This window comes from Pantoea rwandensis (genome assembly GCF_002095475.1).
GTDB lineage: Bacteria > Pseudomonadota > Gammaproteobacteria > Enterobacterales > Enterobacteriaceae > Pantoea > Pantoea rwandensis.
The window spans coordinates 1-22,282 of the sequence record NZ_MLFR01000007.1 but is presented as its reverse complement, the minus strand read 5'-3'; the positions used below and the strand labels follow the sequence as shown (position 1 = coordinate 22,282).

Sequence of the window (22,282 nt, the reverse complement as noted above, 5' to 3'; positions counted from 1 at the left end):
TTTTTTTATGTTCGTAAATTAAACGTTACACGCCGCCAGCAATCAACACCCGCTCACCGCTCACATACGCTGAGTCTTCTGATGCCAGAAATAAAGCCACCTGTGCCACATCCTCCGGCAGACCAAATCGTCCTAACGGCGTAGCGGCAATCAGCTTCGCTTTGACATCTGGATTCATCTTCTTCGCCGCCAGTAATCCTTCCGTGAGAATAATGCCCGGTGCAAGTGCGTTGACGCGAATATTACGCGGCCCCAGTTCACGTGCCAGGCCCTGCGTTAAGGTATCGATTGCGCCTTTGGTCGCCGCCCATAACACCGAGCCCGGCGTGCTGCGTTGGCTGTTAAGTGCACTTAGATTAATGATGGTGCCACCGCGAGCGGGGAAATGTTTCGCCGCCTGCTGGCAAACCAGTAGCGTGCCCAACACATTCACATTGAGCTGCTGCTGCATCTCACTAAGGCTGAGTTCGGCGAAATCGCCGTGATGGAAAATACCCGCATTGTTGACCACGATATCCGGTGCGCCAAACTGCTCGATGCTGCGAGCGAATAGACGCTGCACATCGGCCTCTCGTGAGATATCGGCCTGAACGGCGATAGCGTCGCTGCCCATTTCGCAGATGTCAGTGACCACATCTGCCGCGCCTGCTTCATCCTGTCGATAGTTAACCACGACCCGAGCACCGGCCGCCGCGAAAGTCATAGCAATGGCGGCGCCAATGCCTTTCGACGCGCCCGTTACCAGCGCAATTTTGCCTTCAAGTGCTTTCATTGTGTTTCTCCACCTGAGAATTCGGGGAAGGGTAAGCATGCGCTGTCCATACAATTTTGCGGTAGTGCAATCCTGCAAGCTTTTTGCACGATCCTGCAAAAGTGCGGCTGTAGGGCTAGGCGCAGCATTGGGGAAAAGCGAGAATAGCCCCACAGTGATTTCTCATCGCGGAGTGTGCAACGCATGATTCATCAGGAACAGTGGCAGCAGTTGGTGGCGATGATTGCGCGCCATACCCCGGAAGATGGCCGCCACTTCAGCCCCATCGATTTTCTCTCCTTTGGCCGAAGCTCCAAGCCTACCAGCCTGTCACATGTGGCTACTTGGGCCAGCTTTGCGTTGGTGGCGCAGGGGCAGAAGGCGTTGCGTATGGGTGAAGATGTGATGCACTACGGACCTGGCGACCTGCTGCTGGTCACGCTGGATATGCCAGTACAATCCTGCGTAGTGCTGGCAACACCAGAGAAGCCCAACTTGGGGGTGGGGATCACCATTAATGAAACCCGTTTGATGCGTTACCTGGAGCATTTTCCACTGCAGCACATTGGTGCGGCGGTGGCGAATGAACGCGGCATTACCGTGCACAAGGTGGCACCGCCGTTAGTCGATGCCGTGATTCGTCTGGTTGAGTTGTTGGATCAACCCCAAGATATTCCAGCTTTGGCACCGCTGATTGAGCAGGAGATATTTTATCGGTTGCTCACCGGGCCTGAGGGACCACGCATTCTTAACATGGCGTTGACTGAGCGTCCTGGTAACAAAGTGGCAAGAGCGGCGCGTTGGCTGCGAGAAAATTTCCATCAGCCTCTGAAAATGGACAAACTGGCCAGCAGCGTTGGCATGAGTATCTCATCGCTGCATCATCATTTTAAATCCGTCACGGCGATGACGCCGATGCAATATCAGAAGCAGTTGCGTTTGAATGAAGCACGGCGCTTGATGTTGATTGAAAAGCTGGATGCAGGAACGGCGGGCTATCGCGTGGGATATCAAAGTGCGTCGCAGTTTAGCCGGGAATACAGCCGTTTTTACGGGCAATCCCCCGCGCGCGATATCCGTATGGTGGCGGTGGGGCCTGAAGGCGTGTCCCCACCGCAGTAAGTGGACTACAGCGAACGTGCTGCTTCCATTGCCAATGCGAAGGAGCGCAGACGGGCTTGCGAATCGAAAATTTGGCCGTTGACCATAATCTCATCTGCCTGAGTCTCGCGTATTAAGGCGGCAAGTCCCTGACGCACTTTGTCACTGTCCCCGACAATCGACATGCTCAGTGCCTGCTGAACGCCATATTGCTCCGACGGTGACCAGAGATTGTCCATGTTCTCGACGGGCGCGGGCAGTGGACCCGGCTGGCCGCGACGCAGGTTGATAAACTGCTGCTGCATTGAGGTAAACAGGAAGCGCGCATCACGCTCGCTATCCGCTGCAACCACGTTGACGCACACCATGGCATAGGGTTTCGCCAGTCGTGCAGAAGGCTTAAATTTCTCGCGATACAGGTGCAGCGCCTGGAACAGCAGGTCCGGTGCAAAGTGGGAAGCAAAGGCAAACGGCAGGCCGAGCTGTGCAGCCAACTGTGCGCTGTAAAGGCTGGATCCCAATAGCCAGACCGGAATTTTCAAGCCCAAGCCAGGCACCGGTTGTACCGGCGGATGCTCACCCTCTTCGGCATCAAACCAACGAATCAGTTCTGCGACATCTTCCGGGAAGCTATCCGCCTGAGCGCTGGAGAGATGGCGGCGCAGCGCTAGCATGGTGCGCTGGTCAGATCCTGGGGCGCGGCCAAGCCCCAAATCAATACGGCCAGGATACAGCGATTCGAGCGTACCAAACTGTTCAGCGATCACCAGCGGCGCGTGGTTGGGCAACATGATCCCGCCAGAACCGAGGCGTAAGGTTTCCGTATTCGCGGCTAAATAGCCAATCAGCACGGATGTCGCGGCACTGGCAATACCGGTCATATTATGGTGCTCAGCGAGCCAATAGCGATGGAAACCCAGGGCTTCAGATTGACGCGCTAGCGCCAGCGAATTGTGGAAAGCTTCACGCGCGGCAGAACCTTGCGGAATAGGCGCCAGATCCAGTACGGACAGGCGAACAGTTTTTTTCTCAGACATGGGCACTCCAAATAAGGATGGCGCAGGTGTTATCAGACCTGCGCCAGTGAGTATTACTCATCATTACCCATATTAAAACTGCTAATAACAGCAGGAATATAGCCGGAACGTGCCTTTATCGACCACCTTCCAGCGCCATGCCCGCTAAACGACGCCAATATCCATTGCTGTCACTCCCGCGAGCCATCATTAGCGGGGCTTCACCCGCCTCATTAGCGCGGAAGCGATCCACTTCCGCCAAGGTGCTTTCGTCCTGCGGTGACAAGCGCACGATGTCGATCCAGTTATGCATTCCAGCAAGATCATTACCGAGGTTATAGCAGTAACCGCTCATGGTCTGAATGCCATTCAGCACAAACACTTGCTGACCCTCTTGCGAGAGTACACGGCGGCCCGTGGGGTAGTGAATACAGCAAGTCTGGCAATCATCTTTGGCCCGATTTTCTGAACGTGCTGTAAAACAGCGCGCCGAAAGTGCCAGCGGTAGATGTCCGTAGCCAAGCACTTCCACCTCAAATTTATCGCGTACACCAGAAGCATCGCACTGCTGTAAGAGTTGGATTAACCAGTCACGTGACATCTCTACGGGGATGCACCAGCGCGTCATGCCTTCTTTGAGCAGCAGTTGCAGCGTTTGCGCGTTGTAGACGTTAAGCGTTGGCCCGGCGACAAACGGCAATTGGCGCTCCGCAGCCATATTCACCGTCCCGATGTCGTTCGCCTCCAGCAGGAACTCGCCATTTTCCACATAGCGTCGTAGCTCTTTCACTTCAGACGGCGATTGCAATAGCGCTAACGTGCTGAGCACCACTTGCTTGCCGTGTTGCGCCAGCATACGCCCGATCTCCATCCACTGATTAAATGAGGTCGCACGCCGTTTACTGCAGACGGCTTCACCGAGATAGATAATCTCGGCGCTGCTGGCCGTAGCCTGCTGATAAAAATATTCCAGTGTGTCAGTCGGCCAGTACCACAGTACCGGCCCAATTGCGTATTTCATGCGATCTCCTCACTGCCAGTCGCGGTGATAAGCGCCAAGTGTGGTTTGGCTACCTTCAGAAAGCTCACCAAGCGCACGCATCCAGGGTTCTTGCACAGCAAACTGTTCGGGCGAGGACATGCAGCGATCAATCGCCTGGCGCCATACTTTCGCCACCTGCGCCACGTAAGCGGGGCTGCGCTGACGGCCTTCAATTTTTACCGAAGCGATATTGGCGCGAAACAGCTCTGGCAGCAGCGACAACGTATTCAGGCTAGTGGGCTCTTCCAGTACGTGATAGCGCTGGTTATCCACTTCATAACGGCCTTTACACAGCGTGGGATAACCCGCACTTTCATCGGCACCGTAGCGATCAATCAGCACTTCATTGAGGCGCGATTCCATGCCCTGAGGCGTTTGTTGCCAGCGAACGAACTTGGCGGGTGAGCAGGCACCGGCGCTGTTGGGTGACTCCCCTGTCAGCCAGGAAGAAAGATAGCAACGGCCTTCAGCCATGATGCACAGGCTACCGAAGGCAAATACTTCCAGTGGCACCGGCGTTTCGCGCGCCAGCTGTTTGACTTGATGCATCGACAGCACGCGCGGCAGCACGACACGGCTCAAATTGAAATGGCGATGGTAAAAGTGAATGGCCTGCAAATTGGTTGCCGAGGCTTGCACAGAAAGATGGCGTTCGACCTGCGGGTAGCGCTGCGCGGCGTACTCCAGCGTGGCGATATCCGCGAGGATCAGGGCATCTGCACCATTCTGCGCGGCGATATCAATGGCAGTCTGCCAACGATTCATGCCATCAGGATGCGCAAAGGTGTTAATCGCAACATGCAGCTTGCGGCGATTCTGATGCAGATAACGCGCCGCTTCTGCCAGTTTCTTGTCGGTAAAGTTGAGGCCAGCAAAGTGGCGGGCATTGGTGTCATCTTTCAGGCCGACATACACCGCGTCAGCGCCATGCTCTACCGCCGATTTCAGCGCAGGTAAATTCCCTGCTGGACACAGCAGTTCCATACATTTTCTCCCCCTGAATTCTCAAGTTGTAAAGTGTAGGGAAGGCCTTAGCCCGGAATGTTGATTTAAGGCAGTGAAAGCGCCATTCATCATGCAGAGTGAAGAATAATTAACCAATCGTTAAGCGATTTCCTTGATCTCAGTGGAGGCGAAGGGCCGGGGATGTGGCAATATAAGTAAAATTTTCTGAAGGGATTGATCATTATGTTCACGCGGTTATGCGGCCTGATTGTGGAAAAAGGTCCAAAATTCCTTGCCTTACCTGTCTCAATTACGCCATTCCCTGTGAAAAAAGTGGTTTTGCAACAACTCTTAAACTGGCAATTTCGTCATGCTTTGTCCGAAGGTGAGTTAGACTTTCTGGAAGGGCGCTTTCTGGGAATCGAGATCGCGGATGTGAATCTGCGCTGGATTACCACTTTGCAGAAGGGTCGCCTGACCGTTTCGCACGACGCCGAGGCAGATGTCTGGTTCCGTGGCGAAGCCAATGATCTGTTGCTGGTGGCAGCACGCAAAGCAGACCCCGATATGTTGTTTTTTCAACGCCGTTTGGTGATTGAGGGCGACACGGAGCTGGGACTGGAGGTGAAGAATCTGATGGATGCTATTGAACTGGATGCCATGCCCACGCCGTTGCGCACGGGGTTACAGCAGCTGGCTGCCTTTGTTGAGGCAGGAATGAAACAGGACGCGAAGGCCGCTGAGGCGCGCGCGGGGATCTCATGTTGATTCGAACTGAAATTGGGGTGGATGCAGCGGGCATCGATAACCTGTTAAAGCGCAGTTTTGCTACCGCAGCTGAAGCGGAATTGGTTCAACAGTTACGCGAAGACGGTCTACTGACCCTCGGCGTCGTGGCCACGGATGATGAAGGGCAGGTGTTGGGTTATGCCGCCTTCAGCCCGGTGACCTTGCAAGGCGAGGATCGCAACTGGGTTGCGCTGGCCCCGCTGGCGGTGGATGAATCGGTTCGTCAGCAAGGTATTGCCAAGAAGTTGGTCTACGAGGGGTTGGATTCACTCAACGAATTCAGTTACAGCGCGGTAGTGGTTCTGGGCGATCCAGAATTTTACAACCCGCTGGGCTTCGAACCGGCAGCACGTCACGGCTTGCATTGTCGCTGGTTAGGCAGTGAAGCGGCGTTCCAGGTATATAAGTTAGCGGACGATGCTTTTTCCGGTGCGGAAGGTCTGATCGAATTCTCTGAACCCTTTAATCTTTTCGATTAAACCACGTGTTCAGGCATGAGGGCTGCTGCGCAACGAGCAGCAGCTTTTGTGTGCGGCTAAGTTGTTTCACCTGGTACTCCAGTCGTGAAGCCGCAGACCGATCGCCTGCAGCACAGTGAAACACCAGCGTCAGCGGACCTTTACCGCGCAGTGAGCGCGCACCTCGTCCCAACTGATGTTGTTGCAAACGGCGATTTACATCTGTTGTGATGCCGGTATAAATCATCCCGGCGGCGGTTTGCAGCATGTAGAGCTGCCAGCTCTGTTGCATATCACTATCCTGATCAATTGCTGGCAGGCAGTGTAGCGTGCTTATGTGAGTATCGCTATGTGCCACAGGGAGTTGTATTTTGTCTGACCATTCACACCTAATTCGTTATCTGAAAAAACAGCATGCTCTGTCACTCTGCGCCAGCAACGGCGACGATTTGTGGTGTGCCAACTGCTTCTATGTCTTTGATGAAACGCGTATGGCATTTTGGCTAATGACGGAGCCAGACACGCGTCATGGTAGGCTGATGCTGGCGAATCCGCGCGTGGCGGGCACCGTCAATGGCCAGCCGAAAACAGTGCTGTTGATTAAAGGCGTGCAGTATCGCGGTCACATTCAGCGATTGAATGAAGACCAAGAAGAAGCGGCGCGTCGTGCCTACCAGAAGCGTTTCCCGATTGCGCGTAAAGTCAAAGCGCCGCTGTGGGAAATCACGCTGGATGAGGTGAAGATGACCGATAACGCGCTGGGCTTCGGTAAAAAGATCCTCTGGTCGCGTGTGTAATTTAAGGATTTGCACGTCCTGTAGCAGCGCGATTTATCACGCATTTCTCAAGCGACGTTACCGTTAACCGCTGCACAGTGAAATGCGCTGTTGTCGATATAAACGCAGCTTACTGCCGTGCAAGCTGGAGCCATCAGCAGAGATATAAATTCCGTGGCAGATCAAATTTAGGGTAATCAACAGTAGTCGATTTCAATAACCTGATTAACACTATGGTTTAACCGTCGTGCATTCTGTGCGGCTCGCGTTATTCAGTTGAATACGGAATCCGTCATGACCCAACTCGCCACCTCTGCTCCTGCCACACGCTTCACGTGGTGGAAACCCGTGTTATTCCTCGCTGTTGTCGTCATCGGCCTGTGGTATGTCAAGTGGCAGCCTTATTATGGTAAAGCTTTTACCGCCGCCGAAACGCACTCCATCGGAAAATCCATTCTCGCCAACGCGGCAGATTCGCCGTGGCGAGCCGCGCTGGATTACGCCATGGTCTATTTTCTTGCGGTATGGAAAGCGGCGGTGCTCGGCGTGATCCTCGGTTCACTGGTGCAGGTGCTAATCCCGCGTAACTGGCTGCTGCGTTTAATGGGGCAGTCGCGTTTTGCTTCGACGTTGGTGGGGACCGGTTTAGGTTTGCCGGGGATGATGTGTACCTGCTGCGCGGCACCGGTGGCGGCCGGGTTACGTCAGTCCCAGGTGTCGAGCGGGGCGGCGATGGCCTTTTGGCTGGCAAACCCGTTACTCAACCCGGCCACGTTGATCTTCATGGGGTTTGTGCTGGGTTGGCACTTTGCGGTCATTAGGCTGGTGGCCGGGGTGATGATGGTTTTGGGGATTGCTTCACTGGTACAGCGCAGCGTGCCAGAGCAAAGGGTCACGGCACCGGTAATCACGGCAACAAACAGCGAACAACCGTTTTTCGCCCGCTGGTTGCACGTGATGTGGCGGCTGTTTTGGAACACCATCCCGCTCTATATCTTGGCCGTTCTGCTGCTGGGCGCGGCGCGTGTCTGGTTGTTCCCGCATGCGGATGGCGCGGTCGGTAACACCCTGTTTTGGGTGATACTGATGGCGATTGCCGGCTGCCTGTTTGTCATTCCGACGGCCGCAGAGATTCCGATTGTGCAAACCATGATGTTGGCGGGAATGGGCATCGCGCCAGCTCTGGCGCTGTTGGTGACCTTACCCGCTGTGAGTGTACCGTCGTTACTGATGTTGCATCGTGCTTTCCCGGCGCGAGCCCTGTGGATCGCGCTGATTGGGGTGGCTGTCAGCGGCATCCTCCTCGGCACACTCGCCTTGTGGCTGACGTAAATACCAGATTTTTTGATTGCGGCTGCCGCGCCACAGCAGCCGCGCATCTCTCTCTGCTTCAACAAAGCGTCCGTCGATCAATACGTCAATTTCGTCGACCACTTCCCACTGTGCAGCGCTGAGTTCCGCCATCTCATAGCCGGTCCACAGCCAGATATCTTTGTCTGGGCATTCACGCCGCACGCGTTTTACTAAGCGGCGGATATGCGGCACATTGTGCGGATGCAGTGGATCGCCGCCGCTGAGCGACAATCCCTGACGTGGGATGCGCTGATCTTGCAGGTCGGCAATCAGCTGCTCCTCCATTTCCAGCGTAAAAGGGACGCCGGAATCGAGCCGCCAGGTGCTCTGGTTGTAGCAGCCACGGCACTGATGCTCGCAACCGGCAACAAACAGCGTGCAGCGAGTACCCGGACCGTTAACGATATCGACGTCGTAATAGCGATGGATATGCATCATCCGAGCTGTCCTGTATCCAGATGCTTAACGCGGCGCTGCACCTCTTCTTGCTTACCAGCATTGAAGGGGCGGGCATCCGGGCTGCCAAGATAGCCGCAGACGCGCCGGGTGACGGAGACTCGCGCCGGATCGTGGTTGCCGCAGCATGGGCAGGTGAAGCCTTTACTGGTGCAGCTAAATTCGCCGCTGAAACCGCATTCGTAACACTCATCAATCGGCGTATTCGTGCCGTAGTAGGGCACGCGGTGATAGCTGTAATCCCAGACATCTTCCAGCGCTTTGAGGTTGTGCTGAATATTGGGGTATTCGCCGTAGCAGATGAAGCCGCCATTAGCGATGGTGGGATAGGGCGCTTCAAAGTCAATCTTGTCGTAGGGATTCACTTTCTTCTCGACGTCGAGATGGAAGCTGTTGGTGTAATAGCCTTTATCGGTCACGCCCGGCACCACACCAAATTCAGCAGCATCCAGGCGGCAGAAGCGATCGCACAGGTTTTCGCTCGGCGTACTGTAGAGGCTAAATCCGTAGCCTGTTTCGGCTTTCCATGCGTCCACGGCATCGCGCAGTCGCTGCACAATCGCCACGCCTTTTTCCCGCAAATACAACGCATCATAAGGATGGACTTCGTTGCCGCTCAGCGCATTGAGTGTTTCATGCAAACCGATATAACCGAGTGAGATAGAGGCGCGACCGTTGCGGAAAATCGCGCCTACTTCATCATCAGCCTTGAGCCGGACGCCGCAAGCGCCTTCCATGTAAAGGATTGGCGCCACACGCGCTTTGGTTTTCTCCAGCCGTGCGATGCGCGTCATTAATGCGCGTTTGGCCAGTGCCAGTCGCTCATCCAGCAGCAACCAGAAGTGGGCTTCGTTGCCTTTCGCTTCCAACGCGATGCGCGGCAGGTTGAGGCTAATCACGCCAATATTGTTACGCCCTTCGTGGATCTGCTCGCCGTTCTCCTCGTACACGCCGAGGAAACTGCGACAGCCCATTGGGGTTTTAAATGAGCCGGTGACTTCCACCACTTTGTCGTAGTTCAGGATATCGGGATACATACGCTTACTGGCACACTCCAGCGCCAGTTGTTTGATGTCGTAATTGAAATCTCCGGGGCTGCGGTTGACGCCCTCACGGATGGCAAACACCAGTTTAGGAAACACCGCGGTTTTGTGGTTTTTGCCCAATCCCGCAATGCGATTGCGCAGAATCGATTGCTGTATCAAGCGCGCGGCCCAATCGCTACCCAGACCAAATCCGAAGGTCACAAAGGGCGTTTGACCGTTAGCGGTGTGCAGCGTGTTGACCTCATATTCCAGCGACTGAAACGCGTCGTAGCACTCCTTCTCAGTGCGTGCACGTGCATAGGCTTCTGCGTCTGGAATCTGCCACTGCTGCGCCACGGTTCGATGCTTCTCCAGACTGAGATTAACAAAGGGTGCCAGCACTTCATCAATGCGGTTAATGGTGGTGCCACCATAAATATGGCTGGCGACCTGAGCGATGATCTGTGCGGTGACGGCGGTGGCGGTGGCGATCGATTTTGGCGGCTCGATCTCGGCATTACCCATCTTAAAGCCGTTATTCAACATGCCTTTAAGATCGATCAACATGCAGTTAAACATGGGAAAAAACGGTGAATAGTCGAGATCGTGATAGTGGATTTCGCCGCGCTCATGCGCCAGTACCACATCGCGCGGCAACAGTTGCTGTTGGGCATAGTGCTTGGCGACGATGCCTGCTAGCAAATCGCGCTGTGTGGGGATCACTTTACTGTCTTTATTGGCGTTTTCGTTCAACAACGCGGCGTTGGTCTGCTCTACCAGACCACGAATGGCATGATGCAATTTACCGCGTTGTTCACGCGCCAGATCGCGGTCATGGCGATATTCGATATAAGCGCGTGCCAGCTGTGGCCAGCGTCCGGCCATCAGAGTTTCTTCCACCGCACATTGGATATCGCGGATATCCACTTCAGTACGATCGGCCAGCTGGCGGCTGACCCGTGTCGCGACTTGTGTGCACCAAAGCGCATCTTCAATCTGTACAGCCTGCGCCGCCGCCTGCACCGCCAGCTCAATCCGCTGCGCTTCAAAAGGCACTCTGCAGCCGTCGCGCTTAATTACCACCGTCGCCATTTTTTCTCCGTGAAACTACATATAGATATTTAATGAGAGTGTAATCGCTATATGTGGTGTTTAGGCGGAAATTAATTGCGCCGTTTTTGACCTGCCGCAAAGAAGACATAACGAAGATTGAAAGCCGCACAATGGTTAAGCGGACTAAACTTCAAAAGTTTTAACCCGCCCAAACTTCAGCCTATTGCAACTTGATTTGCGACGCGAAGCAGGTTTAATGGTTTTTTTGCCTATTTTTGGCCCGTCATTATTCACAAGGATGCCTTACATGCCTCTGCAACGAACGCTGCTCGCCTGTTGTTTATCCCTGACTTTTTCCGCTGTTGCCGCCCCTGCCACCGATCTGCCTTTAATGCCTTGGCCGCAAAAGGTCGTGCAACCTGCTAGCGGCGGCGCATTGAAGCTGACACCACAGTTCACGCTGCATATCTCAGGCGATCATCTGGAGGGAGCCGAAGCGCGCTGGCGTGCTCGTATTTCTCGCCAAACCGGGTGGCCGTTACTGCCCGCCAGCGCACCCAGCAATCAGGCCACTATTCAGGTGCAAATTGTCCAGGCGGTGGATCCCCTGCCGCAGCCGGACAGCGACGAGAGCTATCATCTTGAGGTCAACAGCAGCGGCGTGCTGCTGAAGGCAAATACTCGCTTTGGCGCGATGCGTGGCATGGAAACACTGCTGCAACTGATTGAAAATAATGAGACAGGCACGGAAATTCCTTACGTCACCATTGATGACAAACCGCGATTTCCATGGCGCGGTGTGCTGATTGATTCCGCACGTCATTTCCTACCGATTGAAACGGTAAAGCGGCAAATTGATGGCATCGCTGCTGCGCGCATGAACGTGTTCCACTGGCATCTGACGGATGATCAGGGCTGGCGTTTTGCTTCCAACCACTATCCGCAGTTGCAGGAGAAGGCCAGCGATGGCTTGTATTACACGCAGCAGCAGATGCGTGATGTGGTGCGTTATGCCATGCAGCGCGGTGTGCGCGTGGTCCCGGAGATTGATGTGCCGGGCCATGCCTCTGCGATTGCGGTGGCGATGCCTGAACTGCTCAGTGCGCCGGGTCCCTATCAGATGGAGCGCGGTTGGGGGGTGTTTAAACCCTTGCTCGATCCCAGCAACGAAGCCGTCTTCACCTTTATCGATACCTTAATGGGCGAAGTGGCCGCTATCTTCCCCGATCCCTATATTCACATCGGGGGTGATGAAGTCGATCCAACGCAGTGGAATGATTCACCGAAGATTCAGCAGTTTATGCGCGATCATGGTTTGAAAGACACCCATGCATTGCAGGCGTGGTTCAATCAGCGTGTTGAGAAGATCCTGGAGACGCATCAGCGTCGCATGATCGGTTGGGATGAGATTTACCATCCGGATCTGCCAAAAAGTATTCTGATCCAATCCTGGCAGGGACAGGATGCGCTGGGCGAGGCCGCAAAACACGATTTCCGTGGCATCCTCTCGACCGGTTTCTATCTCGATCAGCCCCAGACGGCTGCTTATCACTATCGAAACGAGCCTTGGCCGCAAGGGCTTAATGGCCAGGATCAGATCCAGGCCGATGAACAGGCACAGAGCTGGCAGTTCACCATGCCGCGCCTGAAAGGGAGTCCGGTAAAAGGTAGCTTTACGCTGGTGGAGGGTAAAAAGGGTTGGCGGGGCTTTATTGACTTCAGCGGCAAAGCGCGGCGCATGGTGAGCGGTATTCGCTGGTTATCGCCGACGCAACTCACCTTTAGTGTCGATACCTGGATGGGCCCTTTCCAGCCAATCGTGACGGTAACGCAGGATAAATTGACCGGCTATATGCTGGTGGGCAATGTGCGTTATCCCACCGAGGGCAGCAAACTCGCGCAGGTGCCAAGCGGTATTCAGCCTTCCGTGCCGACGCCCGAACAAATGCAAAATAATTTGATCGGCGGTGAAGCCGCGCTGTGGGCGGAAAACGTCAACAGCCGAGTGATTGATACACGTTTGTGGCCGCGTGCCTTTGTCGTGGCTGAGCGCCTGTGGTCTGCCAAGGATGTCACAGACAGCGACAATATGTATCAACGCTTGGATGCGGTAGATCGTTGGGGGGCGGTATCTGTGGGGCTGCAACAACATCAGCAGGCGGAAGTGCAAATGATGCGGCTGGCAAACACGACGGATATTGCACCATTACGCGTGCTGGCAGAAGTACTGGAACCGGCGCAGTACTACACGCGCCAGCACTTAAAGTTCCAGGCAGGGCATTACGATTACTTTGAGCCGCTGAATCGCCTGGCGGACGTGTTGCCTGCCGAGAGCGGGCCGGTGCGTTTGCTGGATAAGCAGGTGGATGCGCTGATGGCAAACCGTGAAGATCATGTTGCCGCTAATGCGATTCGTCAGCAGTTACAGCGCTGGCAGAACAACAGCGATGCGGTGATGCCGCTGATCCTTTCCAATTACCAACTTAAACCGTTGCAGCAGCAGGTACAGCAGGTGGCTCAGTTGAGCCAAATGGGATTGGATTTAGTGAATGCAATGCAGCGTAATCAAGCCTACGGGGCCAGTGAGGTGGCTGAAATGCATGCCAAACTGGATGCCGCCGCCGAGGTGCAGGATGAAACGGTGCTGGCGCTGGTCAGGCCGCTGGAGAAATTATTGCGGTCGTCTAAGTAGCACAACGCGCGATAAATCGCGCCGCTACAGTGATGGGCGCATTGATAAATCGCGGTGCTGCGGTAATGAGCGCATTGATAAATCGCGGTGCTGCAGTAATGAGCACATTGTTAAATCGCGGTGCTGCAGTGATGAGCACATTGATAAATCGCGGTGCTGCAGTAATGAGCGCATTGATAAATCGCGCCGCTGTGGTGATGTTCTCACCGGATAATTGTGCTGCCACAGTTGGGCACAATAGGGTAGCGGCGCAATTTATTGCGCATTGCCTTTAGAATCAACGGCGTACTGCGATTGCCTCGATTTCAATTTTCACATCTTTCGGCAGGCGCGCCACTTCCACGCAAGAACGTGCTGGGAAGCTGGCATCGTGCTCGGTGAAAAAGGCTTCGTATGTGGCGTTAACGGTCGCGAAGTCGTTGAGATCTTTCACGAACACGGTGGTTTTCACAATATCACCCACTTTCAGGCCAGCGGCTTCAACAATCGCCTTCACGTTCTCCAGCGATTGGCGTGCCTGAGCAGAAACGTCATCCGCCACGGCACCGGTCGCCGGATCCACCGGAATCTGACCTGAAGTGATAATCATGCTGCCGAGATCCACGCCCTGCACATAAGGGCCAATTGCTGCGGGTGCTTTTTCAGTGCTGATTTCGCGAGACATTGTTTCTCCTTGAAAGTGTGCGATTGACTGCTGCCAACCACGAAAATGATCGCCCCATTATAGAGGCGACGCGAGCGATTACCAGTGACCGAGCACCACGTGGCGCGCGAACTCTTTTTCGCAGTATTTGCACTTCAAATGCACATCATCATTACGCTGTTTCACTGCAAAGCTGCTGAATACCGGCTCGCTGCGGCTAATGCAGTTGCTGTTCGGGCAGGTGAGGACGCGGTCAATCCGATCAGGCAGCGTTGGCGCGATCTTCGCCACCACTTCGTAATCGTCGATACGATTCACCGTCGCCAGCGGCGCATATACCGCTAGCTGGTTGATCTGATCGTCAGTCAGGAAGGTATTTTCGATCTTGATCAGATCTTTGCGGCCCATCTCACCAGAAGGCAGGTTCAGACCAATGGTAATGCGTTGGTCGGTCTCGGTCAGGCGAAAAAGTGACAGTAGTTTAAAACCAATCTGTGCAGGAATATGGTCAATTACCGTGCCGCGCTTGATGGCTTCAACCTGCAATTTATTATCGTGAGTCATCGGTTTCTCCTTACAGTGCCAGTTCGCTATTCAATACCAGTGCCAGCAGTGCCTGGCGGGCGAAGATGCCATTGCCTGCCTGCTGGAAATACCAGGCGTGCGGCGTACTGTCGACGTCAGTGGTGATCTCATCCACGCGCGGTAGCGGGTGCAGCACCTTCATGTTGTCGCGCGCACCGGCCAGATCTGCCGCGCGCAGGATGAACTGCGCCTTCACGTTGGCGTACTCTGAAGGGTCAAGACGCTCTTTCTGCACGCGCGTCATGTAGAGGATATCCAGCTCTGGCATCACTTCTTCAATGGTGTCATGGCGAGACCAGACAATGTTCTGCTCATCCAGCATGTCAGTGATGTAAGACGGCATAGCCAGCGCATCAGGGGCAATAAAGTAGAAACGGTTGCCGGTAAATTTGGCCAGCGCTTGGGTCAGCGAGTGCACGGTGCGGCCATATTTCAGGTCACCGACCATCGCCACGTTGAGATTATCCAGGCGGCTCTGGGTTTCACGAATGGTGAAGAGATCGAGCAGGGTTTGCGTGGGGTGCTGGTTGGCGCCGTCACCGGCATTCAGAATCGGAATGCCGTTAGAGAATTCGGTTGCCAGACGTGCCGCGCCCTCTTGTGGATGGCGCATCACAATGGCATCCACATAAGTGCTAATCACCGAAATGGTATCGGCGAGAGTTTCTCCTTTTTTGCCCAGCGACGTGTTGCCGCCATCGGCGAAGCCCACCACCGAAGCGCCTAAACGGTGCATGGCACTCTCAAACGACAAACGGGTGCGCGTCGAGGCTTCAAAGAAGCAGCTGGCAATCACGTTGTGTTTCAGCAGTTCCGGCTGGGGATGAGCCTTTAGCTGGGCGGCGGTGTGCAACACCAGCTCCAGCTCGTCGCGGTTGAGATCGTTGATGGAAATAATGTGCTTGCGATATAGCGGGTTGGCCATAGCGTTCTCCTCTGCGCTGCCGGATTGCGGACAAAAAAAAGCCCCTGCTTAAGGGGCTTTTTTTACGATCAATGGTTGACGGAAAGAAACGGGTGCATCGCCTGCGGTCAGGCGGGGTAGAGCGGCAAATTGTGCGCTGCGCTGTTGCATGTTTCCTCCGGCAAATTGTGGCGCATTATACGCATTCACTGATTTGCATCAAGCAGAAATCGCCGCCAGGTAAACGTTTGCTTTACTTGTAACCCAGCGTCGCGACCATCACCGCTTTGATAGTGTGCATACGGTTTTCAGCCTGATCGAACACGATACTGTTTGGCGATTCAAACACTTCATTGCTCACTTCCATACCATCATTCAGACCATACTGTTCGGCCATCTGGCGGCCCAATGTGGTTTGATCGTCATGGAAAGCAGGCAGGCAGTGCAGGAATTTCACCTGTGGATTGCCGGTCAGTGCCAACATCGCGCTGTTCACCTGATAAGGACGCAGTAAGGCGATACGTTCTTCCCACACTGATTTGGCTTCACCCATCGACACCCACACATCAGTGTAGATGAAATCAGCACCTTGAACGCCTTCGGCAATGTCTTCCGTCAGCGTGATTTTGCCGCCAGTTTTCTGTGCCGCAACACGGCACTGCTCTACCAACTGCTCTTCCGGCCAGCAGCCTTTTGGCGCGACCAGACGCAGATCCAGCCCCACCAGTGCCGCCGCTTCCAACATGCTGTTGCCCATGTTGTTGCGTGCATCACCCACATAGACCAACGTCATGTCGCTTAAAGCTTTGCCTGGCAGATGCTCTTGCATGGTGAGCAAATCGGCCAGCAGCTGAGTTGGATGGAATTCGGTGGTGAGCCCGTTCCAAACCGGCACGCCGGCAAATTCTGCCAGGGTTTCCACCAGCTCCTGACCGAAGCCACGATACTGAATCCCGTCATACATGCGGCCTAATACGCGCGCAGTGTCTTTCATCGACTCTTTATGGCCGATCTGGCTGCCACTTGGGCCGAGGTAAGTGACGTTAGCGCCCTGATCGTATGCGGCAACTTCGAAAGAGCATCGTGTACGGGTCGAGTCTTTTTCGAAGATGAGCGCGATATTCTTGCCTTTCAGGTACTGCGTCTCGTTGGCATTTTTCTTAGCGTGTTTTAATTCACCTGCCAGACTTAGCAGGTTGGCAATTTCAGCGGGGGTGAAATCCAGCAATCTCAGGAAGTGTCTTGAATACAGCTGACTCATACAGCGCTCCAGATACGGACTAATAATGAATTAAAATTCAATCTAACCGTATGAATATGCATTTTCAACCCCGGCGTTAAGAAACTTTCTCTTTTGTGTAGTGGCGCGCGAGGCAGTGTGGGAAAATAATTGCATTCACGTCGAACATTTTGAGGACACGCACATGGCATATGAAGCATTGCTGGAAGAACAGCGCGAAGAAACCCGCCTGATCATTGAAGAGTTGCTGGAAGACGGCAGCGATCCGGATGCGCTTTACACTATCGAGCATCACCTCTCTTGCAACAACTTCGACTCACTGGAGAAAGTGGCGGTTGAGGCTTTCAAGCTGGGCTTTGAAGTCAGTGAGCCAGAAGAGCTGGAGCTGGAAGAGGGCGGCACTGTAATGTGCGTAGACATCCTGAGCGAAGGCGCGTTAAAGCCGGAGTTGATTGATGCGCAGGTTGAGCAGTTGGTGAATCTGGCCGGTAGCTTCAACGTCGATTACGACGGTTGGGGCACCTACTTTGAAGATCCAGACGCTGAAGATGAAGACGACGATGGCGATTTCATTGACGACGAAGAAGACGACGGTGTGCGTCACTAAGTTTTGATGGGCGGCGCTCGTCGCCCAACTCTCATTCCCCGCCAGAATAAAGAACGCCGATGAATTACGCTCCACTGTTAGAACCCATCTATGAGTTTCTGCATTGCCGCACGCCACAAGCGTGGATTGATGAAGCCCGCAAGCCTGAAAACCTGACGCTATTGTTGACCGACCACATGGTGTGCGAGCTTAAAGCGGCACAAACCGCGGTGTTTATCATTCGTAAGTATGTGGCCGATAAGCCGAGTGGCGATGCCATTCTGGCGTGGCTCAAGCCGTACGAAGATTTCATCTATCGCGAAGAACCAGACAGCAACTTCATTAACGCGCATAAAAATCTGACCAAGAGCATCATTGTGCGTAACGAACTGCCGTGGGCGGATGATTTAGTCGAGATGATGATTCTGCTGATCAAAGAAGAGCTGCATCACTTCTATCAGGTGTGGGAAATTATGCAGTCGCGTGGTTTGCCGTATCGCAAAATCACCGCCAGCCGCTATGCCAAAGGACTGATTCGTGAAATCCGTACGTTTGAACCTGAAGCGCTAGTGGATAAGCTAATTTGCGGTGCCTATATCGAAGCGCGTTCCTGCGAGCGTTTTGCCAGCCTGGCGCCGTATTTGGATGATCAACTGCAAAAGTTCTATGTCTCACTGCTGCGTTCTGAAGCGCGCCACTATCAGGATTACCTTAAGTTGGCAGAACAGATTTCGGAGAAGGACATTGCACCTCGGGTGCAGGTCTTTGGTGCAGCAGAAGCGCGCTTAATCAGCGAGCCCGATGGTGAACTGCGTTTTCATAGCGGTGTGCCCGCATTTTAAAGTGAGTGCGCAGCCATGCGCACTCATCACAACATCTTCAGCATCCGCACTTCACAATCGTCGTGCCCGGTACAACCCATCGCACTCTCAATCAGCTCAAATCCCAGTGATTCATACAGCTTAATCGCGCGGGTGAGGGTGCCGGTGGTTTCCAGGTAGCAACGACGAAAGCCCTGCTGACGCGCATAATCCATGGCGCGCAAGGCGAGCGTGCGAGCCAGTCCTAAACCGCGCACTTGTGGCAGAAAGTACATCTTCTGCAGTTCACAGATATCTGGCGCGCTACACGCCAAGGGTGCCACGCCACCGCCGCCCACGACGACGCCCTCATGCTCGACGATCCAATACGCGCTGTTGGCTTCGCTATACAGCTCAAACAGACGATCAAGATTCGGATCGGACACGGTGTAGCCTTTATCAGCGGTCAGGCCGAATTCAGCGGACACATCACGGATCACTTGCGCAATGAGCGGGTTATCGGCAGCGACAATCGGGCGCACCTGTAAATTCAGTGGCGTAGCGGTGGTCATCATTCTCTTCCGGTGTAAAAAAGCCGGGCAGTGCCCGGCTATGATTTAGCAATTGGACTGATGCGCTTACAATGCCGCAATCACGCCCTGCTGTTCAATCAGTTTTGCTTTTGATTGTTCCAGCTCAACAATGCGATCGCGCTCTTTGGCCACGACCGCTTCCGGTGCACGTGCCACAAAGCCTTCGTTCGCCAGTTTGACCTGAATCTTCTCAATCTCCACATCCAGCTTGGCCAGCTCTTTCGCCAGACGCTCCAGCTCGGCTTCTTTGTTGACCAAATCCGCCATTGGGATCAGCAATTCCGCACCTTCGACGATCTTGGTCACTGAAAGCGGACCTTTCTCGCCGGCAGGCAGAATTTCCAGGCTGGCCAGACGCGCCAGGCGTGACAGGAAGTTGCGGTTCTCTTCCACGCGACGCTGTGCCGCAGGAGAGCAATCACGCAGCAACACATCCAGCGGCTTGCCCGGAGAGATGTTCATCTCAGCACGGATGTTACGCACGGCGACAATCGCTTGCTTCATCCACTCGATATCCGCTTTCGCCTCGGCATCTTCTTTCGCCGCGTCATACTGCGGGAAGGCCTGCAGCATGATGGTATCGTGTTCGATGTTCTTCAGACCTTTCACACGCTGCCAGATGGTTTCGGTGATGTAAGGAATGATCGGATGCGCCAGACGCAGCAGCGCTTCCAGCACGGTGACCAGCGTATTACGCGTACCGCGCAATTCCGCTTCGCTGCCGTTGTCCATCACTGGCTTAGTCAGCTCCAGATACCAGTCACAGAACTGGTTCCAGGTGAAGTCGTACAGAATGTTGGCAGCGATATCAAAGCGATAGCTATCCAACGCTTCACGATAGGCTTTCACGGTGCTATTGAACTCAGTCAGAATCCAGCGATCCGCCAGCGACAGCTTCATTTCACCGCCGTTCTGGCCGCAATCATGCTCTTCGGTGTTCATGAGAACAAATCGGCTGGCGTTCCACAGCTTGTTACAGAAGTTGCGATAACCTTCGAGACGCTTCATATCCCAGTTGATGTCACGGCCAGTTGAGGCCAGCGCAGCAAGGGTAAAGCGTAGGGCATCGGTACCTGAAGCCACAATGCCGTCCGGGAACTGCTTCTCGGTACGCTTGCGGATCTTCTCAGCCAGCTGCGGCTGCATCATGTTACCGGTGCGCTTCTCCAGCAGATCTTCCAGCGAAATACCGTCGATCATATCCAGTGGATCGATGACGTTGCCTTTCGACTTGGACATCTTCTGGCCTTCTTCATCACGGATCAAACCGGTCATATAGACGGTTTTGAACGGCACCTGTGGCTTGCCGTCTTCATCTTTGATGAAGTGCATGGTCAGCATGATCATGCGCGCAATCCAGAAGAAGATAATGTCGAAGCCACTCACCAGCACGCTGGTTGGGTGGAAGGTACGCAGCGCTTCAGTATTCTCTGGCCAGCCAAGGGTCGAGAAGGTCCACAGACCTGACGAGAACCAGGTATCCAGCACGTCGTCGTCCTGGCGCAGCACCACAACGTCAGCCAGGTTATTTTCCTGACGCACTTCTGCTTCAGTACGACCGACATAGACGTTGCCGTCGTTGTCGTACCAGGCCGGAATGCGGTGTCCCCACCACAGCTGACGGGAGATGCACCAATCCTGAATGTCGCGCATCCAAGAGAAGTACATGTTTTCGTATTGCTTAGGCACGAACTGGATGTCGCCGTTTTCGACGGCTTCCACCGCAACTTTCGCCAGCGGGGCGGTGCGCACATACCATTGGTCGGTCAGCATTGGCTCGATAACCACGCCGCCACGGTCGCCGTAAGGCACGGTCAGATCGTGAGGTTTAATCTCTTCCAGCAGACCGATTTCGTCAACTGCGGCTACGATGGCTTTACGTGCGGCGAAACGCTCCATTTTCTGGAACTGCGCTGGGATCTCATCTGCGCATTCGTCGCTGACTTCACCGTTAGTATCGAACACTTCTGCGCGCTCGCGGATGTCGCCATCAAAGGTCAGGATGTTGATCATCGGCAACTTGTGACGACGACCCACTTCATAGTCATTGAAGTCATGCGCTGGGGTGATCTTCACGCATCCGGTGCCTTTTTCCATATCGGCGTGATCATCACCCACGATAGGAATACGACGGTTCACCAGCGGCAGGATCAGCTCTTTGCCGATCAGATCTTTGTAGCGTGGATCTTCCGGGTTAACCGCCACGCCGGTATCGCCCAGCAGGGTTTCCGGACGGGTGGTGGCGACCACCAGGTAATCTTTGCCTTCCGCGGTTTTGACGCCGTCCGCCAGTGGATAGCGGATATGCCACATTGAGCCTTTGCTCTCGCGGTTTTCCACTTCCAGATCGGAGATCGCAGTACGCAGTTTAGGATCCCAGTTGACCAGGCGCTTGCCACGGTAAATCAGGTTCTCTTTGTACAAGCGGACAAACACTTCACGCACGGCATTCGACAGGCCTTCATCCATGGTGAAGCGCTCACGCTCCCAATCCACGGAGTTACCGAGGCGACGCATTTGGCGAGTAATGGTGCCGCCAGATTCCTCTTTCCACTGCCAGATTTTGTCGATGAAGGCATCACGGCCATAATCCTGGCGAGTTTTGCCTTCTTCTGCTGCGATCTTGCGCTCAACCACCATTTGGGTAGCGATACCGGCGTGGTCAGTACCCGCCTGCCACAGGGTGTTTTTACCTTGCATGCGCTGGTAGCGAATCATGGTATCCATGATGGTCTGCTGGAAAGCGTGACCCATATGCAAGCTGCCGGTGACGTTCGGCGGCGGGATCATGATGCAAAAGCTTTCCTGGCTGGTATCGCCATTCGGTTTAAAGTAGCCCTGCTGTTCCCAGTGCTCGTAGAGCGGCTGCTCGATATCTTGCGGGTTATATGTCTTTTCCATTTCTACACTGTCGTTTGCGGCGGAGGTGGCGTCGCCGTATTCAATTGGAAACCAACGCTGCGATACGCTTTGTAGCGATCGCGCGCCAGTTGTTTTAAGGATTCTTCGTAAGGAACAAAGTCTATCACTTCATGGAAACCAGTAGCAAAATCTGCGAACTGTGGCAGCAGGCTGATCAGCAGGTCACGCGGTGAACTGCCGCGTCGCTGCGGCCAAGCCAGTTCAACCGGTGCACCGTAGCGTGGGCCTTCACCCGCCAAGTTGTGTGGCACAAAGGCGTTAGCGGGGCGCTGCCAGAGCGCCTCATCCAGGCGATTCGCCTGTTCTTCGTTTTCACAGGCAATCAGAATGCGTTTGCCGTCACGCCAGCGTGTTTCGGCCAGATCGCACACCAGTGCTTCGATGGCGCTAAGGCCGTCGCTGGCGCTTTCTGACTCCATCACATAGAAAGTGGCGTTTTTCATGGCGGGAATATTTCCATTAATGACAGTGGGGCGCATTGTGCGTGAGCAAGTTCGCTGCGTCCAATAATAAGGTCGCCATTAATGGCGACCCTACAGGACTTGTAGGGTG

At 54.4% G+C, this 22,282-nt stretch carries 21 protein-coding genes and 1 pseudogene; 8 read left to right on the top strand and 14 right to left on the bottom strand.

The features are described from left to right. Positions 1-25: 25 nt before the first annotated feature. Positions 26-772 (bottom strand): SDR family NAD(P)-dependent oxidoreductase, encoded by a 747-nt coding sequence (locus HA51_RS09365; protein WP_084934270.1) that lies wholly within the window; start codon positions 770-772, stop codon positions 26-28. Positions 773-955: 183 nt separating this feature from the next. Between HA51_RS09365 and HA51_RS09360 the strand changes: the two genes are divergently transcribed. Further along, positions 956-1,873, top strand: a complete 918-nt coding sequence (locus HA51_RS09360) for an AraC family transcriptional regulator (protein WP_084934269.1) — start codon at positions 956-958, stop codon at positions 1,871-1,873. A 5-nt stretch (positions 1,874-1,878) separates the two neighbouring features. On the opposite strand, the gene HA51_RS09355 is transcribed toward HA51_RS09360, so the two are convergent. From HA51_RS09355 to ubiU, 3 genes are all read right to left on the bottom strand, one after another. Next, positions 1,879-2,889, bottom strand: coding sequence for a luciferase-like monooxygenase (locus HA51_RS09355; protein WP_084934268.1), 1,011 nt, complete (start codon positions 2,887-2,889; stop codon positions 1,879-1,881). 115 nt (positions 2,890-3,004) lie between these two features. After that, on the bottom strand, positions 3,005-3,889 hold the full coding sequence (locus HA51_RS09350; protein ID WP_084934267.1) for a U32 family peptidase: 885 nt from the start codon (positions 3,887-3,889) through the stop codon (positions 3,005-3,007). A 9-nt stretch (positions 3,890-3,898) separates the two neighbouring features. After that, on the bottom strand, positions 3,899-4,894 hold the full coding sequence (gene ubiU, locus HA51_RS09345; protein WP_084934266.1) for a ubiquinone anaerobic biosynthesis protein UbiU: 996 nt from the start codon (positions 4,892-4,894) through the stop codon (positions 3,899-3,901). Positions 4,895-5,098: 204 nt separating this feature from the next. Here ubiU and ubiT point away from each other — a divergent pair, with 204 nt between their 5' ends. Together ubiT and HA51_RS09335 are read left to right on the top strand one after the other, a co-directional pair. Next, complete coding sequence (ubiT, locus tag HA51_RS09340; protein ID WP_084934265.1) at positions 5,099-5,623, top strand: ubiquinone anaerobic biosynthesis accessory factor UbiT; 525 nt, start codon at positions 5,099-5,101, stop codon at positions 5,621-5,623. Beyond that, entirely contained in the window at positions 5,617-6,123 is a 507-nt protein-coding gene (locus HA51_RS09335) for a GNAT family N-acetyltransferase (RefSeq protein ID WP_084934264.1), read from the top strand. The genes ubiT and HA51_RS09335 overlap by 7 nt, the downstream gene beginning before the upstream one ends. Here HA51_RS09335 and HA51_RS09330 read toward each other — a convergent pair. Next, a complete protein-coding gene (locus HA51_RS09330; RefSeq protein WP_084934263.1) occupies positions 6,107-6,394 on the bottom strand; it encodes a GIY-YIG nuclease family protein in 288 nt (95 codons plus the stop codon). The genes HA51_RS09335 and HA51_RS09330 overlap by 17 nt on opposite strands. Positions 6,395-6,473: 79 nt before the next feature. Between HA51_RS09330 and HA51_RS09325 the strand changes: the two genes are divergently transcribed. Continuing rightward, the gene (locus HA51_RS09325; RefSeq protein WP_084934262.1) at positions 6,474-6,899 is read left to right on the top strand and encodes a YhbP family protein; all 426 of its coding nucleotides are present in this window, start codon (positions 6,474-6,476) and stop codon (positions 6,897-6,899) included. A 273-nt stretch (positions 6,900-7,172) separates the two neighbouring features. After that, complete coding sequence (locus tag HA51_RS09320) at positions 7,173-8,210, top strand: permease (RefSeq protein WP_084934261.1); 1,038 nt, start codon at positions 7,173-7,175, stop codon at positions 8,208-8,210. Here HA51_RS09320 and nrdG read toward each other — a convergent pair. Both nrdG and nrdD read right to left on the bottom strand, forming a co-directional pair. Further along, positions 8,205-8,669 (bottom strand): annotated as a pseudogene (nrdG, locus tag HA51_RS09315) (anaerobic ribonucleoside-triphosphate reductase-activating protein); the annotation flags it as partial. The gene HA51_RS09320 and the pseudogene nrdG sit on opposite strands and share 6 nt — an antisense overlap. Next, entirely contained in the window at positions 8,666-10,804 is a 2,139-nt protein-coding gene (nrdD, locus tag HA51_RS09310; RefSeq protein ID WP_084934259.1) for an anaerobic ribonucleoside-triphosphate reductase, read from the bottom strand. The gene nrdD and the pseudogene nrdG, both read right to left, overlap by 4 nt. 268 nt (positions 10,805-11,072) lie before the next feature. On the opposite strand from nrdD, the gene HA51_RS09305 reads away from it, so the two are divergent. Next, the gene (locus HA51_RS09305) at positions 11,073-13,457 is read left to right on the top strand and encodes a beta-N-acetylhexosaminidase (protein ID WP_084934258.1); all 2,385 of its coding nucleotides are present in this window, start codon (positions 11,073-11,075) and stop codon (positions 13,455-13,457) included. A gap of 277 nt (positions 13,458-13,734) precedes the next feature. On the opposite strand, the gene ridA is transcribed toward HA51_RS09305, so the two are convergent. From ridA to argF, 4 genes are all read right to left on the bottom strand, one after another. Then, positions 13,735-14,121: a 2-iminobutanoate/2-iminopropanoate deaminase gene (ridA, locus tag HA51_RS09295; protein WP_084934256.1), complete on the bottom strand. Its 387-nt coding sequence runs from the start codon at positions 14,119-14,121 to the stop codon at positions 13,735-13,737. 78 nt (positions 14,122-14,199) lie between these two features. Further along, complete coding sequence (gene pyrI, locus HA51_RS09290) at positions 14,200-14,664, bottom strand: aspartate carbamoyltransferase regulatory subunit (RefSeq protein WP_084934255.1); 465 nt, start codon at positions 14,662-14,664, stop codon at positions 14,200-14,202. Between the two features lie 10 nt (positions 14,665-14,674). After that, on the bottom strand, positions 14,675-15,610 hold the full coding sequence (pyrB, locus tag HA51_RS09285; protein ID WP_084934254.1) for an aspartate carbamoyltransferase: 936 nt from the start codon (positions 15,608-15,610) through the stop codon (positions 14,675-14,677). Positions 15,611-15,842: 232 nt separating this feature from the next. Then, positions 15,843-16,850, bottom strand: coding sequence for an ornithine carbamoyltransferase (gene argF / locus HA51_RS09280; RefSeq protein ID WP_084934253.1), 1,008 nt, complete (start codon positions 16,848-16,850; stop codon positions 15,843-15,845). A 163-nt stretch (positions 16,851-17,013) separates the two neighbouring features. On the opposite strand from argF, the gene rraB reads away from it, so the two are divergent. Both rraB and miaE read left to right on the top strand, forming a co-directional pair. After that, positions 17,014-17,436 (top strand): ribonuclease E inhibitor RraB, encoded by a 423-nt coding sequence (gene rraB / locus HA51_RS09275; RefSeq protein WP_084934252.1) that lies wholly within the window; start codon positions 17,014-17,016, stop codon positions 17,434-17,436. Positions 17,437-17,495: 59 nt separating this feature from the next. Next, on the top strand, positions 17,496-18,257 hold the full coding sequence (miaE, locus tag HA51_RS09270; RefSeq protein ID WP_084934251.1) for a tRNA isopentenyl-2-thiomethyl-A-37 hydroxylase MiaE: 762 nt from the start codon (positions 17,496-17,498) through the stop codon (positions 18,255-18,257). A 26-nt stretch (positions 18,258-18,283) separates the two neighbouring features. On the opposite strand, the gene HA51_RS09265 is transcribed toward miaE, so the two are convergent. The 3 genes from HA51_RS09265 to HA51_RS09255 form a co-directional block, all read right to left on the bottom strand. Continuing rightward, positions 18,284-18,790 carry a GNAT family N-acetyltransferase gene (locus HA51_RS09265; RefSeq protein ID WP_425435717.1) on the bottom strand — a complete coding sequence of 169 codons (507 nt, stop codon included), beginning with the start codon at positions 18,788-18,790 and terminating at the stop codon, positions 18,284-18,286. Between the two features lie 63 nt (positions 18,791-18,853). Then, on the bottom strand, positions 18,854-21,709 hold the full coding sequence (locus HA51_RS09260; protein ID WP_084934249.1) for a valine--tRNA ligase: 2,856 nt from the start codon (positions 21,707-21,709) through the stop codon (positions 18,854-18,856). Between the two features lie 2 nt (positions 21,710-21,711). Further along, positions 21,712-22,173: a DNA polymerase III subunit chi gene (locus tag HA51_RS09255; RefSeq protein WP_058971041.1), complete on the bottom strand. Its 462-nt coding sequence runs from the start codon at positions 22,171-22,173 to the stop codon at positions 21,712-21,714. Positions 22,174-22,282: the final 109 nt, after the last annotated feature.

Bases quoted from the DNA above. Each gene is read 5' to 3' on its own strand.
- HA51_RS09365 (WP_084934270.1), bottom strand. From the start codon at position 772: ATGAAAGCACTTGAAGGCAAAATTGCGCTGGTAACGGGCGCGTCGAAA.
- HA51_RS09360 (WP_084934269.1), top strand. From the start codon at position 956: ATGATTCATCAGGAACAGTGGCAGCAGTTGGTGGCGATGATTGCGCGC.
- HA51_RS09355 (WP_084934268.1), bottom strand. From the start codon at position 2,889: ATGTCTGAGAAAAAAACTGTTCGCCTGTCCGTACTGGATCTGGCGCCT.
- HA51_RS09350 (WP_084934267.1), bottom strand. From the start codon at position 3,889: ATGAAATACGCAATTGGGCCGGTACTGTGGTACTGGCCGACTGACACA.
- ubiU (WP_084934266.1), bottom strand. From the start codon at position 4,894: ATGGAACTGCTGTGTCCAGCAGGGAATTTACCTGCGCTGAAATCGGCG.
- ubiT (WP_084934265.1), top strand. From the start codon at position 5,099: ATGTTCACGCGGTTATGCGGCCTGATTGTGGAAAAAGGTCCAAAATTC.
- HA51_RS09335 (WP_084934264.1), top strand. From the start codon at position 5,617: ATGTTGATTCGAACTGAAATTGGGGTGGATGCAGCGGGCATCGATAAC.
- HA51_RS09330 (WP_084934263.1), bottom strand. From the start codon at position 6,394: ATGCAACAGAGCTGGCAGCTCTACATGCTGCAAACCGCCGCCGGGATG.
- HA51_RS09320 (WP_084934261.1), top strand. From the start codon at position 7,173: ATGACCCAACTCGCCACCTCTGCTCCTGCCACACGCTTCACGTGGTGG.
- nrdD (WP_084934259.1), bottom strand. From the start codon at position 10,804: ATGGCGACGGTGGTAATTAAGCGCGACGGCTGCAGAGTGCCTTTTGAA.
- HA51_RS09305 (WP_084934258.1), top strand. From the start codon at position 11,073: ATGCCTCTGCAACGAACGCTGCTCGCCTGTTGTTTATCCCTGACTTTT.
- ridA (WP_084934256.1), bottom strand. From the start codon at position 14,121: ATGTCTCGCGAAATCAGCACTGAAAAAGCACCCGCAGCAATTGGCCCT.
- pyrI (WP_084934255.1), bottom strand. From the start codon at position 14,664: ATGACTCACGATAATAAATTGCAGGTTGAAGCCATCAAGCGCGGCACG.
- pyrB (WP_084934254.1), bottom strand. From the start codon at position 15,610: ATGGCCAACCCGCTATATCGCAAGCACATTATTTCCATCAACGATCTC.
- argF (WP_084934253.1), bottom strand. From the start codon at position 16,850: ATGAGTCAGCTGTATTCAAGACACTTCCTGAGATTGCTGGATTTCACC.
- rraB (WP_084934252.1), top strand. From the start codon at position 17,014: ATGGCATATGAAGCATTGCTGGAAGAACAGCGCGAAGAAACCCGCCTG.
- miaE (WP_084934251.1), top strand. From the start codon at position 17,496: ATGAATTACGCTCCACTGTTAGAACCCATCTATGAGTTTCTGCATTGC.
- HA51_RS09265 (WP_425435717.1), bottom strand. From the start codon at position 18,790: ATGATGACCACCGCTACGCCACTGAATTTACAGGTGCGCCCGATTGTC.
- HA51_RS09260 (WP_084934249.1), bottom strand. From the start codon at position 21,709: ATGGAAAAGACATATAACCCGCAAGATATCGAGCAGCCGCTCTACGAG.
- HA51_RS09255 (WP_058971041.1), bottom strand. From the start codon at position 22,173: ATGAAAAACGCCACTTTCTATGTGATGGAGTCAGAAAGCGCCAGCGAC.